12 protein-coding genes are annotated in these 13,054 nt (G+C 48.5%); 6 read left to right on the forward strand and 6 right to left on the reverse strand.

The window, feature by feature from the left end; genetic code table 11:
- Positions 1 to 51 precede the first annotated feature (51 nt).
- Together GA520_RS03940 and GA520_RS03945 are read right to left on the reverse strand one after the other, a co-directional pair.
- The gene (locus tag GA520_RS03940) at positions 52 to 1,833 is read right to left on the reverse strand and encodes a chloride channel protein (protein WP_163337987.1); all 1,782 of its coding nucleotides are present in this window, start codon (positions 1,831 to 1,833) and stop codon (positions 52 to 54) included.
- Positions 1,830 to 3,023: a deoxyguanosinetriphosphate triphosphohydrolase family protein gene (locus tag GA520_RS03945; protein ID WP_163337986.1), complete on the reverse strand. Its 1,194-nt coding sequence runs from the start codon at positions 3,021 to 3,023 to the stop codon at positions 1,830 to 1,832. The genes GA520_RS03940 and GA520_RS03945 overlap by 4 nt, the downstream gene beginning before the upstream one ends.
- Positions 3,024 to 3,393: 370 nt before the next feature.
- Here GA520_RS03945 and GA520_RS03950 point away from each other — a divergent pair, with 370 nt between their 5' ends.
- A complete protein-coding gene (locus GA520_RS03950; RefSeq protein ID WP_304511291.1) occupies positions 3,394 to 3,612 on the forward strand; it encodes a SelT/SelW/SelH family (seleno)protein in 219 nt (72 codons plus the stop codon).
- A 14-nt stretch (positions 3,613 to 3,626) separates the two neighbouring features.
- On the opposite strand, the gene GA520_RS03955 is transcribed toward GA520_RS03950, so the two are convergent.
- Positions 3,627 to 4,136: a metal-dependent transcriptional regulator gene (locus tag GA520_RS03955; RefSeq protein ID WP_163337985.1), complete on the reverse strand. Its 510-nt coding sequence runs from the start codon at positions 4,134 to 4,136 to the stop codon at positions 3,627 to 3,629.
- A 368-nt stretch (positions 4,137 to 4,504) separates the two neighbouring features.
- On the opposite strand from GA520_RS03955, the gene recN reads away from it, so the two are divergent.
- The 3 genes from recN to GA520_RS03970 are packed head-to-tail and all read left to right on the forward strand — an operon-like array spanning position 4,505 to position 8,019.
- Positions 4,505 to 6,193, forward strand: coding sequence for a DNA repair protein RecN (gene recN, locus GA520_RS03960; protein WP_163337984.1), 1,689 nt, complete (start codon positions 4,505 to 4,507; stop codon positions 6,191 to 6,193).
- Positions 6,190 to 7,236, forward strand: coding sequence for a thiamine biosynthesis protein (locus tag GA520_RS03965; RefSeq protein WP_163337983.1), 1,047 nt, complete (start codon positions 6,190 to 6,192; stop codon positions 7,234 to 7,236). The genes recN and GA520_RS03965 overlap by 4 nt, the downstream gene beginning before the upstream one ends.
- Positions 7,237 to 7,245: 9 nt before the next feature.
- Positions 7,246 to 8,019, forward strand: coding sequence for a nitroreductase family protein (locus tag GA520_RS03970; protein WP_163337982.1), 774 nt, complete (start codon positions 7,246 to 7,248; stop codon positions 8,017 to 8,019).
- 38 nt (positions 8,020 to 8,057) lie between these two features.
- Here the strand turns inward: GA520_RS03970 and GA520_RS03975 are convergent, their stop codons facing one another.
- From GA520_RS03975 to GA520_RS03985, 3 genes are read right to left on the reverse strand one after another with little or no spacing between them, the layout of a single operon-like run.
- Positions 8,058 to 8,951 carry a tRNA-dihydrouridine synthase family protein gene (locus GA520_RS03975; protein ID WP_240910130.1) on the reverse strand — a complete coding sequence of 298 codons (894 nt, stop codon included), beginning with the start codon at positions 8,949 to 8,951 and terminating at the stop codon, positions 8,058 to 8,060.
- Positions 8,952 to 9,010: 59 nt separating this feature from the next.
- Entirely contained in the window at positions 9,011 to 10,279 is a 1,269-nt protein-coding gene (locus tag GA520_RS03980) for a mechanosensitive ion channel family protein (RefSeq protein ID WP_163337980.1), read from the reverse strand.
- A 51-nt stretch (positions 10,280 to 10,330) separates the two neighbouring features.
- The gene (locus tag GA520_RS03985) at positions 10,331 to 11,422 is read right to left on the reverse strand and encodes a hypothetical protein (protein WP_163337979.1); all 1,092 of its coding nucleotides are present in this window, start codon (positions 11,420 to 11,422) and stop codon (positions 10,331 to 10,333) included.
- Positions 11,423 to 11,923: 501 nt separating this feature from the next.
- On the opposite strand from GA520_RS03985, the gene GA520_RS03990 reads away from it, so the two are divergent.
- Both GA520_RS03990 and GA520_RS03995 read left to right on the forward strand, forming a co-directional pair.
- A complete protein-coding gene (locus tag GA520_RS03990) occupies positions 11,924 to 12,670 on the forward strand; it encodes a methyl-accepting chemotaxis protein (RefSeq protein WP_163337978.1) in 747 nt (248 codons plus the stop codon).
- Entirely contained in the window at positions 12,628 to 12,924 is a 297-nt protein-coding gene (locus GA520_RS03995; RefSeq protein ID WP_163337977.1) for a hypothetical protein, read from the forward strand. Before GA520_RS03990 ends, GA520_RS03995 begins: the two co-directional genes overlap by 43 nt.
- Positions 12,925 to 13,054: the final 130 nt, after the last annotated feature.

The raw sequence follows: 13,054 nt of genomic DNA on the forward strand, positions 1-13,054 counted from the left end.
GTATGGGTCAACTTTCATGTGGTACCTCTGTGGAAAGGTGTTCACATCCTGTTATTCAGGATCTGCAATTCGGATCGAGCCGATCTTTTCGCTGATGCCTTTTTTGAGTGCTTGGCGGTTGTACGCGGTGATCACGTTACGTCTTTTCAGCATACCTATTACCCACCTGTTTTCAAGGGTCTCGACAACCGGTATTTCCTCGATACCCTTAATGTCAAAAAGTTGCATGGCCGTGTAGAGGGTATCATCAGGGGTGAGGGTGATGACGTTTCTATTGCATATCTTGCCGACAAGTTCGGAGGTACGTTCGCTGGTATCCCGATGCAATAGGTTTTTTACATCGAGCATTGAGATAATTCCGGTCATTTTGCCGCTGTCGTCAACAACAGGGAAATAGAATCCGCTGGTAGTTTGGCTGAATATTTCCAGCAGTTGATTGATATTAGCTCGTTCACTTATAAAATCCACATCCTCACTGATGGCAGATCCCACCTTCAGCGACTTCATGATGGCAACTTCCCGGCCTTCGTGGATATTTATCCCTTCACGGCTGAAATCAACCGTGTCGATCGAGTCCTCATTGAATTTCTTTGCGACGACAGTCCCAATAATAGAGGCAAGCATAACCGGTACTATGATTTTGTAATTTCCGGTCATCTCAAAAAGAAGAAAAATAGCTGTCAGTGGCGCATGGGTAGAGGCTGCCAGGAATGCGCCGATGCCTACGCTGGCATACGCTCCGGAGTCAGCGGTCATGGTTGGCAGCAGGCGATGGGCAATGGAACCGAAGGCTCCCCCTATCATGGATCCGATAAAAAGGGCAGGGGCAAAGACTCCGCCAGCTCCCCCTGAGCCCAGGGTAATGGCGGTGGCAAGAATCTTCATGAAGATGAGTGCCACCATTATTTTCGTTATTCCGTCTCCGTACAGCACGTGTTCCATAAATTCATAACCATCTCCCATAATTTGCGGAAAGGCCATGCCAATAATTCCAATCATCAGGGCTCCGGTTATCGGTTTGAGTTGCGGATGAATGGGGAGGGTTTGGTATTTGTCTCGTATGTAATAGAATATTTTGATATGGAGGACCGCTATCATCCCGACAAATACCGCCATTAAACTGTAGAGAGGTAACTCCACGTAATAATTGACAACATTGTATTGGGGGATGAAGAATATAGAAAGTTCACCGTGATACGCGCGGGTAACCACTGTAGATATAGCCGAAGCGGTTACCAGAGCAGCGAATGACGATATCTCGTAGGTGCCGAGCAATACTATCTCGGCCGCAAAAAAGATGCCTGCAATAGGCGCATTAAACATACCGGCGATGCCGCCTGCACAGCCAGCAGCAATATAGAGTTTCATCCTGTTGCCCGAAACCCTGAAAAATTGACCGGTCAGGGAACCGATTGCACCACCTATCTGGGCGATCGGACCTTCAACGCCTGCAGAGTTGCCTGTTCCTATTGTCAGGGCCGTGGAGACAATTTTAAGAAAAATGGTTCGCCCCTTTATATAACCACTCTCAAGATTGACAGTTTTCAGGAATTTCGTGAAACCGTAGCCGTTTACCTCACCAGGAAACAGCAAAGACAGGGGAATAAGCAGCACCATGCCGGTAATGGGGATAAGTGGTAGTAGCAGCAGTTGCCAACCGCCGGAGTCAATTTGCAGCAGTTCCCTGCCACCTACCAGGAAAAACTCGTGGCACAGCACCACCACTTTACGGAATATGATGCTGAGGATACCGGAGACCACCCCGATAAAGGTGGCAACAGCAATAAGACGGGTATTCTCCCCGGGGAGTAGTTTACGTAGTGGTAGTTTCATTGTTTCTCCGGAATTCTGCAGCCGATTTGTGCCGCCTGGCTGATAAAAAAATCGTCTGTCATACCGGCGATAAAGTCCCTGACCATTTCTGCGGCAGAAAGGGCGCCGTTGTATTCATGTCCTACATCTCGCATTAAGTCGACCTGTAAGGAGCAATCGTCACCTTGTGCTGACAAGTGTTCAATATAATACCGGAACATATTCCGGTAACAGGCTCGTATTAAATCGTAGTTCTTTTTAGTTTCTGGCGCGAAATAGATTCGTTCGTAATTGAACTGCTTGAGATCTCGCAAGGTTTCAGAGGCTTCCTGGCTGAAGCCTATTGTACACGCAGCGGTGGATTGGCCCCCTGGATCAGTGACACGGCTGTTGGTCAGGAGGTCGGTGACCAGAGTATAGACAATGGTACCGTTGGTGTCGCCAAAAAGTTTCTTGCAGTTTTTTGGAATATCATCACGTTTTATTAATCCCAGGACGATGGCATCCTCAATGTCCCTGCCGATATAGGCAATGGTATCCGCAAGTCGTACCACGCATCCCTCAAGAGTTGACGGGACTATTTTAGCAGTCGGGTCCGTCTGTTTCTGTCTCATTTTAGCATCGAAAACACTAAATGACAGGTCGCTTTCCGGGTTCAGGGAGCGGGAGTGGACTTCCCCGTCGTGGCAGAGTATACCGTCGAGGGTCTGGACAGTAAGGTTCCAGCCTCGCCCCTTTCGTTCAAGTTTATCGAGAAAGCGGACCGACTGCAGGTTGTGCTGAAAAGAAGGAAGCCCATGTTCTAGGCAGATTTCTGATAAAAAGGTTTCTCCGTCATGACCGAACGGAGGGTGGCCGATGTCGTGTCCAAGGGCGATGGCCTCGATCAGGTCTTCATTCAGATGGAGAAATCTACCTATGGTCCTGGCAATTCGGGAAACGAGTTGGACGTGCAGAACCCGGTGGGTAATATGGTCGTTTTCCACCAGACAGAAGACCTGGGTTTTGTCGATGTAACGGGTGTAGGCCCGTGAATGGAGTATGCGATCTGCATCCAGGGCGAATTGTTGCCGATACCCTGGCCGTATTTCTTGTTTTCGTCTGATAGCCTGTTCACTTGTGACGGCCAGTGGGGAAAGCCTGTCACGCTCGTTCCGGTTCAGTTCGTGCAGTCGTGAAAAGAGATCGTTTTCCGAAGTCGTGGACTTCATTGCCTGTTCCTGGGAATTGTACAATTATATGATATCTCAACTATTTCCCGTAGAAAAGACATCTGCAGGATCATCAGCACGGACCTGGTGATCGAAAAAGATGATTGCTTACAAAAAAAAAACACCTACTATACACTCTATAAGAAAAAATGCACGATGACCGTGCATAAACTACAAGTAGTTCCCATTCTACAACTGCACTTTGGGCCAATATCTTCGTTTTGCTTAAAATTTTATCCACGGGATATCAGTTAGATGGCTGGGGTGAAATTTTTCACATGCCTCGATCTGGACCAGATCAGTGTAGACTTTGAAATACCTGGTTTTAGGGTGGAAACTAAGTAACTGCAAAATAGTCCAAGGTGAAGAGATGAAAGTTACAATCGAATACTGCCAAAAGTGAAACTATAAACCCCGCGCTTCCGGTCTGGAAGCCGAACTTGTCCGTGAATTCGGTGCTGATGTGGAACTCATCGGCTCCTCAGGCGGTGTCTATGAAATCGTGGTGGACGGCAAAAATGTCTTTTCCAAAAAGGCATTGAACCGGTTTCCCGAGGAAGGTGAGATTGTCGACTTGATTCGAGGCTAATACCAAAACAGCCGTTAGCAGCTGTCCGAATCGTTTTGTTCCAGGCAACCTGAGATACAGTTTTCACATTTGGCTTCGGTAATGCCGTTTACACAGTACTCCCTGAAACCGCGGATCAGGTCCTCGCCACCTCTCGGGCAGCGCTGCATAAAATCGATAAAACTGATCATTCGGGTGATGATCTCCGGGGGCGCTGCATGCTCTATCTTGCATGCGCCCTCTTCGGCGATACCGTCATTGAGGGCGAGCACTTCAACGAAAAAACGTTTGAGAGTTTCATGGCGGAAAATGACATCTTCCGCCACTTTTCTCCCTTTTTCCGTCATGGTGATCGCCTCGTAAGGTGCATAATTGATCAGTCCCCTCTTGGAGAGAGCCCTCAATGCCTCGGTGACGGACGCCCTGCTCACATCGAGGCGGGCGGCAATCTCCTTGCTCCTGGCGACAAGCTTTTCCTCGATGATGTGGTAGATAGCCTCCATATAGTCTTCAAGGCTGGCACTGAGAGATTGTTTGTTTCTCATAATTTTCCGTTTCAGGATTATATTTTCAGGGAACCGGGTTCAATACTTATAAAGCGGTTGCCATGATTTTGCTCCCCTGTTATAGGAGTTTAACCTGCAAAAAGCAGGTACAAATGTTTTTCAGTGGGAAATCCATGGGTTTCAATTACATATCACAACCGTTAAGATAATGGATGTGATGGGCTCTTCTTCGATGCTGCCCCGGCATGTATCTTGGATGTTGCTCTAAACTCACGAAAACCAGTAGTGAATCTACTGCTCTTTAACGGTGGAGTCAAGTAACACGGTTTGCTGGTTGCACAGGTGTTCTGCAGCGATCGTGTTCATAGTGGTTGTTTTATTGTTGTCTGGTCTGTGGGACTTAAAAAATGCTCTGTGAACTACGTGTAAAAAATCTAGCTCTTATCAGCTCCCTTGAACTCAATTTTGAAGAGTCCGGGAGCGGGGGCCTTGTTGTCATGACAGGAGAGACCGGTGCAGGTAAATCGATTATGCTCCGGGCTATTCATTTACTGACCGGGCGTCGTGCTTCGGCCGACTGGATACGAAGCGGTGCGGAGAACTGTACTATCGAAGCCCAGTTTGAGATTAACGGCAGAAACGAGGGTTTGTTGAGACAACTGGATGAGGGTGGTTTTGGTGGTGATTCCACTGTTATAATTAAAAGGGTTATTAATAATTCCGGTAGGTCCAAGCTTTACGTGAACGGTTCGCTGGCCACGGCCAGGCTGGTCTCTGAAATAACAGCGGACATGCTCACTGTTGCCAGCCAGCATGATCACCAGAAACTTCTCCAGGCGGGATTGCACCTTGATTTCCTTGATACCTACGGTGAATTGTGGCAGGACCGGGTGGAGATGGAGGATCTGTACTCCCAGTGGCAGCAGAAAAGGAAAAAGCTTTCCGAGTTAAAGCGGGAAGAGCAGGACAAGGAGCAACGTAAAGACTTCCTCACATTTCAGTTGGCAGAAATCGAAGAGGCCGGGCCGTACGTCGGGGAGGATGAGGACCTGGCGGCAGAGAAAAAAAGGCTTAAAAGTGCAGACGTGCTGATGAAAGTCAGCCAGGAAAGCTATTACCAGCTCTCTGGCGATATTACGGATAAACTCATTCAGCTGCGTAAAAACATGGAGCAGTTGGCAGCGCTTGATCCAGGTGCTGAAAAGCTGGCCGAGGAAATTGGCAGTTTCACGTTTCAGGCAGAAGATCATGTAGCGGAATTGCGTCATTACCGGGATGGGCTTGAATCCAATCCGCTCCGGCTGGAACAGGTTACCGAAAGACTCGATATCCTACAGGGGTTAAAACGTAAATACGGAGAATACATTGAGCAGGTTCTTGAATTTGCCGAAAACGCCCGTCTTGAGCTCGACAAAATTGAGACTATGGACCGCCGTATAAACGAGTTGGAAAAAGAGGTTGCGGACATAGAGAATATGGTGTGCAGCTATGCTACTGCCTTCTCGAAAAAGCGAAAACAGGTTGGGGCGGCTATGGAGGAGGCCATGAGTAAGGAGCTTTCTTCGCTGGCATTTAAGCAATCCGGTTTTGAGGTGCACTGGCAGGATATGGCATGGGAGCCGGAAACCCTGCGATCAACCGGTTGGGACCGCATCGAATTCTTTTTTTCTGCAAACCCGGGTGAACCTGCACGACCGCTTGCCAAGGTTGCTTCCGGTGGTGAGTTGTCCCGGTTACTCCTGGCGATGAAATGTCTGCTTGCCAAAAAGGATATGGTCGATACCGTAATATTTGATGAGGTTGATGCCGGAATTGGCGGGGAAGCAGCCGAGGCTGTCGCACGTAAGATACAGGAACTGGCAGGTCATCATCAGGTGTTTTGTATTACCCATCTACCGCAGATTGCGGCGCGGGGAGATCTGCATTTTCAAGTCTCAAAAGAGGTCGAGGACGGAAGGACACAATCGTCGGTTACCAGGTTATCAAACAACAGCAGGGTTGAGGAACTGGCCAGAATGCTGGCAGGAGATTCTGCAACAGAGCAGACCCAGGCATGGGCCAGGGAACTGTTGGTCAAGGGGAGTGGCACAGTATGAGTGAGGTAAAGGCCCTATCGCTTTTTTCAGGTGGGCTCGATTCAATCCTGGCCACCAGGCTGGTAATGGCTCAAGGGATACAGGTTACGGGCATCAAGTTTGTCTCGCCCTTTTTTCATTATGAAATACTGGACGATATCCCAGGTTATCAGGATGAGGCGCGGGAAAAATACGGTATTGAGGTGGTGGTCCGGGATATAAGCGAAGAGTATCTGGAGATGCTGCGCAAACCGACGTATGGTTTTGGCAAGAATTTCAATCCTTGTGTGGATTGTAAGATTTTCATGGTGAGCCGGGCCAAAGAGATGCTCAAGGAATTCGGAGCATCTTTTTTGATTTCTGGTGAGGTGCTTGGCCAGCGACCTATGTCCCAGCGTAGAGACACCTTAAACGTGATTAGCAGGGATTCGGAAAGCCGTTCCATCTTGCTCCGGCCGCTTAGCGCCAAGTTGATGACACCGACTCTTGCCGAAGAGCAGGGGCTGGTGGATCGTGAAAAGCTGCTCAGATTCAGCGGTCGTGGACGCTCGCAGCAGATCGCATTGGCCGCAGAGTTCGGTATCAAGGACTATCCGGCACCGGCGGGTGGGTGCATACTGGCAGACCCAAACCTGAGCCGTCGGATAAAAAATTTCTATGACGATAATTTCGTAGTCAGGGCGGCCGATATGACGGTTACCGATATCCTTTTGTTGCTTGTCGGTCGTCAATTTCAACTGCCGGGTGGTGGGTGGCTGATTCTTGGTCGTGATATGAAAGACAATGATAAGCTTACTTCATGGGCTGAGCAGGGTGATGCTCTGCTGCGGATGCCCGAGCGTCCTGGACCTACGGCATTGTTGCGCCGTGCAGCCAGTTGCTACGGGTCTGAAGAATTGCGACAGGCGGATCTTGAATATGCTGCCCGTCTCGTTGTTCGTTACGGTCGGCAGGTAGATGGTGGCCGGCCACCTGGTGATGTGTCCCTTAGGCTCGGAGGGGAGAACAAATCGATACAGGCCGAAACAATAGAAGATACTGAATTCATGGACTGGATGCTGTAAGGGGTTGTGATGAATGAGACATTTGATTTGTTGATGGCTCGGCGCTCCGAGCGGGCGTACGCTGGAAAAGAAATCAATTCAGTGGAAAAGGCTCACATCATCGGTTCTGCCATGAGGGCACCAACAGCGGGTAACATGATGCTCTACTCCATCCTGGAGGTGGAGCAGGAACAAAAAGAAAGACTTGTTACGACATGCGATAATCAACCATTTATTGCGAAGGCACCACTTGTCCTTGTTTTTCTCGCTGATATGCAGCGATGGTTCGACTACTATACCCTCTCAGGTGTCCCGGAAAAGTGCCGGGAACTCGATGTGGAATTTGAAACGCCGAAGGAGGCGGATTTGATGCTCGCCTGTTGCGATGCCCTTATTGCTGCACAGAATGCTGTGATCGGTGCAGAGGCCATGCAGATCGGCTCCTGCTATATCGGGGATATCATGGAGAACTACGAGATCCACCGGGAGATGTTTGATCTGCCGAACTGGGTTTTTCCGATAACCATGGTTTGTTTCGGTCACAGCTTACGAAAAGAACGAAAGCCATCGGGCATTCCGCGCTTTCCACAGGACGCAATCCATTTCAAGGGGAAGTATAGAAGACTTGATGCGGATAGCTTCGAGCTGATGTTCCACGACCGTATCAACCGGCTAAAAAAGTCCGGCTGGGTGAAAGGCGCCGAGAATATTGGTCAGCATTTCTATTTCAAGAAGACCGGTTCAGACTTTTTCCGTGAGATGCGGCGGTCTGTAAAAGTTGCCATGAGGCAATGGGTAAAATAGACTTTTACCAACTCGCTTAGCTGGTTCTCATCCTAAAACTAACGAAACATTTCCTCCGCAGCGTCTAGAAACTGCTGCTCTGTCTTGGCCTTCTTTATGTTCTTGAGTACTTTCTCTTTGCCGGGAAATGCAAGATAGAGATACAGCCAGAGCTGTTTCATCTTGCCCAAAAGATGGCCGGGGCCTGATAGCCTTTGCCGATATCCCTCGCATAACTCGTCGTGGAATTCCCGGATTTTTTTCTTTCTTTTTGTCGGATTCTTCTCATCAATTCCTTTTATCTCTTCAGCCAGGAAAGGGTTTTGAAGTACTCCCCGGCCAATCATCCATCGTGAAACGGCAGGGAAGCGTGCAGCAAGTTCAGAAAATGTATCGATTGTGGTGATATCCCCATTATAGACAAGCCGGTGATGAGTGAGTGTTTGACACTCTGCAAATCCATCCGGGTCTGTCTTTCCCTTGTACATTTGTTTGCCCAGTCGAGGATGCATGATGATTTCATCAAGTGGATACTCATTAAGAAGTGGCAGCAAGGTAAATCCTTCTTGTTTTTCCCGAAAACCCAGCCGCATTTTTATGGACAGTGTTGCGTTCATTTTCGGCAAGACCGTGTCCAGGATCTTGATGATTGTATCCGGGTAAGGTAACAGTCCTGAGCCTCGTTTCTTGTTCGCGACCATGGGTGAAGGGCATCCAAGGTTCCAGTTGAGCTGTGTGTATCCTAAATCCTCCAATCGTTTGGCAAGCTCAAGGAATTCGGTGGCGTTGTTGTTCAACAGCTGGGGGGTGATGGCAAGGTGTGTATTGACTCTCGGTTGCACATCTGCCAGCATGTGTGTTTTCTTGCTCGGGCTTTGTTGCGGGTTGATAAATGGTGCGATGGCACTGTCGAATCCGCCGAAATGGTTACTGAAGACTGTGCGAAAAAGCACATCTGTGATGCCCCTCAGTGGGGCAAGGTAAAGGTAAATCTCTGAATCCTGCATAGTTGTCAAGCCGATGGTGGAATGAGGTAACCGGTTGCGCTCTGCACGTCATGGCCGGTCGGGTGTTGGAACAGGCGTAACCCGAATTCCGGGGCGGCGGCGATCAGGTGATCGAAAATGTCTGCCTGGATTGCTTCATAATTGGCCCAGGCCTGGTCTTTGGAGAAGACGTATACTTCCAGAGGCAAGCCTCTGTCGGTAGGAGCGAGCTGGCGGACGAGAAAGGTCATCCTGTCATTGAGGATCGGGTTGTTTTTCAGGTAAGCAATGATATAGGCCCTGAAAATTCCAATATTTGTTTGCCTTCTACCGTTGACCGGGAAGCTTGGGTCAATACCGTGCTGATTGTTGTATTCCTCGATTTCCCCTTGTTTACGCGCAATATATTCCGATATGAGGTGGTATTTGCCATATTGTTCCAGCTGCTCGTTACTGCAGAATCCGATAGAACTGATGTCGAGGTTTATCGCCCTCTTGATGCGGCGGCCTCCCGACTCGCTCATACCACGCCAATTCTTAAATGATGAAGATACCAGGGCGTAGGTGGGGATGGTCGTGACAGTCTTATCCCAGTTTTGTACACGGATGCAGTTGATCGACATTTCGATCACGTCACCGTCAGCGCCGTACTGGCCCATTTCAATCCAGTCCCCGATTCGGACCATGTCGGTTGAGGTGAGCTGTACGGAGGCGACAAAGCCAAGGATGGTGTCCTTAAACACCAGCATGGTTATTGCCGTCAGGCCACCGAGCACGGAGAGAATACCCCAAGGTGATTTACCGGTGAATATGGAAATAAGGAAAATGGTGCCAAGGGCAAAGGTGACTATTTTACCAGCGTCGGTATATCCACGCAGGGTGCTTCCTTTTTGTTTCCTGAGAATACGATGGATATCATTAATGGTCGAAAAAAAGGAGTTAAGGCTTACCACCCCAACGATCACAAATCCGGCCATAACCGTTTTTTTGGCAAGAAGGTAGCTTGCCGATGAGGGAGTCAGGAAGGTGTCCAGCGCAATGGAGAAGAGCGAAACGGGAATAACCCAGCTGATTTTTGTGAGCAACCGGTTGTTGGCCAGTGGGTCATCCCAGCGGTATCGGTTTTGCTGTATCCATGCCGTTATCAGCCGAATGAGTGTTCGCCTTACGGCGAATGTAGCAAAAGTCACACCAAGCAGCACGCCTGAAAAAATAAGGGCTGCGGCCAGTAACTCTGTCATTGACGGCGGCATATTCAGTGGGGCGAGTTTATCCGCCAGCCATTCTATGGTCATGAGTGCGTTCCTGCCAGTATGTTCATTTTTGTGGACTATCCGTACAGAGGCTTAGTTGCTTTGGGTCTGCCTGTTAAGGGCATCACGGTTTGCCTTTGCAAAAAGGGAGTTTGGAGAGATTTGCAACAGTCTGTCTATGTCCTTTTTGGCTTTGGGCCACTTTTTCCAAGCCATATAGAGGGTAATTCTTGCTTCGAGTGCAAGTATGTTTTGTGGTTCTTCCCTGAGGATCTTGCTGAGAATAAATTCGGCTGGTATTTCATCACTTTGCAGAAATCGGAATCGCGCTTCGTAGTAGTACGGGATATTGGAGTAAGGAAAATCCGCCTTGAACCTCTTAATTGTCTGCAGGAAGGCTTCCGTGGCCCTGTCGGGTAAGTTGAGTTGTATTGTACCGGTGGTTTCAATGTCCTGCTGGCGTGGGTTGAGGGTCTCAAAATAATCGAACAGGATAGAATAAACACTGCTGCCAGCTGGTGAAGAGGCAGCGCATTTGAGGGCAAAGTCGAGTATTGCAGCATCAGACCCTTGCCTGGATGGTGACAGGTAGTGGAGTTTGTTCCGGTACGAATCAAGCCAGAATGGGTCGGTACCAGTTGCCTTGATAAACCATTGCTCCATCTCCTGTTTATCGTACCCCCTGTACATGGATACTGCAACCATCGCTGCTGCTGACGCAGGGTTAGCCGGATTCAGCTTGTTTGCCTTTTCAAAGTCAGCCTGTGCCTTTTGTAAGAGTTGTAGGGCTGCATCCTGAGAGGGGGTAGATTTCTGGGAGTCCTTTTGGATGGTTCGTTCTGCCTGCATAAGGTAATATTTACCCCGAACTATATATGGGTGCGCGGAGTTGGGTGAACTGCTTACCCATCTATCGAGGAGTGCTTCATCTATCCTCAGGAGCTCCTTGTACATCTCTTCGAGCCGTCGTTTCCCATCATCGGTTATTGCCTTTGAATTGGCAATATCGTCCATCAGTTTTTCCAGTTTCCGGGACTGGCCTGTCAGGATCAGGTCTACTACCTTGAAGTAGGTGGCTGCGACCTCGCTGTCCTTGCCGCTTTGGGTTTTTTGAGCAGGTGCCAGGGCGCAAAAAATAGTCAATGACAGAAAAACTATAGTGAGGGAAATAAGTAAATTTTTCATTGGTTACGGGTAAAGTGTTATTTCGGTTTCGTCCTACATTAAAAAAAACTGGGGTGTAGGAAGAAAACTATTAAGTGTGATGGTTGTTGCCGGATCAAAATTATATAATATAACTTCGTAAAATGTAAAGGAAACGAATAGAATTTCTGCTTGTTGGCCTGCTCTTGTCGTTTCCCGGCCTCCCTTTGGGATAGGCTTCAGGTAGAATACGCCAGGAGGTATCCGTCCGGGAAAAGATCCATCCTGGCTGGTCATTTCCGTATTCCCTGTGCAGTTAGCTCATCGTTTAGAAATGTGCTGTTTTTCCTGGGGGCCATCTTTGACTATCTTCGATTTTCTTTGCTATAGCAAAATCACGTCACTCAAAACCGGTTCTTTTTTCCAACCTGCGCTTCGATTAAGCAAGACAATAATCGGGATTGTATTCTAGATGTTTTTTCAACCGGCTATGGGGAGCATGGCCTCGTTGTTCAAGAATAATCTTCACCAAAGGGTACTCGAATGAAAAGTTGGAACGATCTATCGATCTCCTTCAAGTCTGCCTTTTTCACCAGTCTCGTTGTGCTTGTTCTGCTGGTTGTGGTGGGTGGATTTGTCAATAAGCAGGAGAGCGAACTCGTAGACAATATACTTAAACAGTACCAGGGGATGGTTGATAATGCTTCCGGTAGCCTGGCCACCTTGTCTGTCAACATGAAGCAGGATGCGAAACAGACCTCTGAAAAAGCTTCGAATGTCTCCAGCTCCTCAGATGAGATGAGCAGGAATATGAATTCGGTAGCAGCGGCCATGGAAGAAGCTGCCACCAATATCAATATGGTTGCCTCTGCCGCCGAGGAGATGAATGTTACCATTAGCCAGATATCTGAGAACACGGAAAAAGCAAAGAGTATTACCGTTGATGCGGTTCAGCAGACTGAGAATGCTTCACAGCAGGTAGGTGAACTCGGCCAGGCTGCTGCCGGTATCGGCAAAGTCCTTGAGACTATTTCCGAGATATCCGAGCAGGTGAACCTTCTCGCCTTAAACGCCACTATTGAGGCAGCAAGGGCGGGCGAAGCGGGTAAAGGGTTTGCGGTTGTGGCGAACGAGATTAAAGATCTTGCCAAACAAACTGCCGAGGCAACCGGAGAGATTCGTACCAAAATTGAGGGTATACAGGCAACAATAGAAGGACAGTATCCCATATCGAGCAGATTGCTGCGGTGGTTAATGAAGTCAATTCCCTTGTCGGAACAATTGCCATAGCCATTGAAGAACAGTCTGTGGCTACAAGGGAGATTGCCCAGAATGTCTCCCAGGCCAGTGAGGGGCTCTCGGAAGTTAATGAAAATGTGGCCCAGTCCAATATGTCGGTTGGTGAGATTTCCAACGAAATCGAGGAGGTTACTCTCGCTTCGAATAAAATAACTGAAAATAGTGCACAGGTCAGTGAGAGTGCTGAAAGGTTGTCCGGACTTTCAACTCAGCTCTCAAAAATGGTAGGGCTTTTTAAGGCATAAGCAATTATGAAAGACGGTTATTGGAGCCGACGAAACCAAAACAAAGAGAGGGAAAAATGAAAATCAAACAACTGATAGCCGGAATTATCTGCTCTTTTCTTTTTGCTGCTGGCAGCTCATTTGTGTTTGC

This window comes from Desulfopila sp. IMCC35008, from assembly GCF_010646885.2.
In the GTDB taxonomy this organism is placed as follows: domain Bacteria; phylum Desulfobacterota; class Desulfobulbia; order Desulfobulbales; family Desulfocapsaceae; genus Desulfopila.

Coding starts and splice junctions, on each gene's coding strand:
- GA520_RS03940 (WP_163337987.1), bottom strand. CDS start 1,833: ATGAAACTACCACTACGTAAACTACTCCCCGGGGAGAATACCCGTCTT.
- GA520_RS03945 (WP_163337986.1), bottom strand. CDS start 3,023: ATGAAGTCCACGACTTCGGAAAACGATCTCTTTTCACGACTGCACGAA.
- GA520_RS03955 (WP_163337985.1), bottom strand. CDS start 4,136: ATGAGAAACAAACAATCTCTCAGTGCCAGCCTTGAAGACTATATGGAG.
- recN (WP_163337984.1), top strand. CDS start 4,505: ATGCTCTGTGAACTACGTGTAAAAAATCTAGCTCTTATCAGCTCCCTT.
- GA520_RS03965 (WP_163337983.1), top strand. CDS start 6,190: ATGAGTGAGGTAAAGGCCCTATCGCTTTTTTCAGGTGGGCTCGATTCA.
- GA520_RS03970 (WP_163337982.1), top strand. CDS start 7,246: ATGAATGAGACATTTGATTTGTTGATGGCTCGGCGCTCCGAGCGGGCG.
- GA520_RS03980 (WP_163337980.1), bottom strand. CDS start 10,279: ATGACCATAGAATGGCTGGCGGATAAACTCGCCCCACTGAATATGCCG.
- GA520_RS03985 (WP_163337979.1), bottom strand. CDS start 11,422: ATGAAAAATTTACTTATTTCCCTCACTATAGTTTTTCTGTCATTGACT.
- GA520_RS03990 (WP_163337978.1), top strand. CDS start 11,924: ATGAAAAGTTGGAACGATCTATCGATCTCCTTCAAGTCTGCCTTTTTC.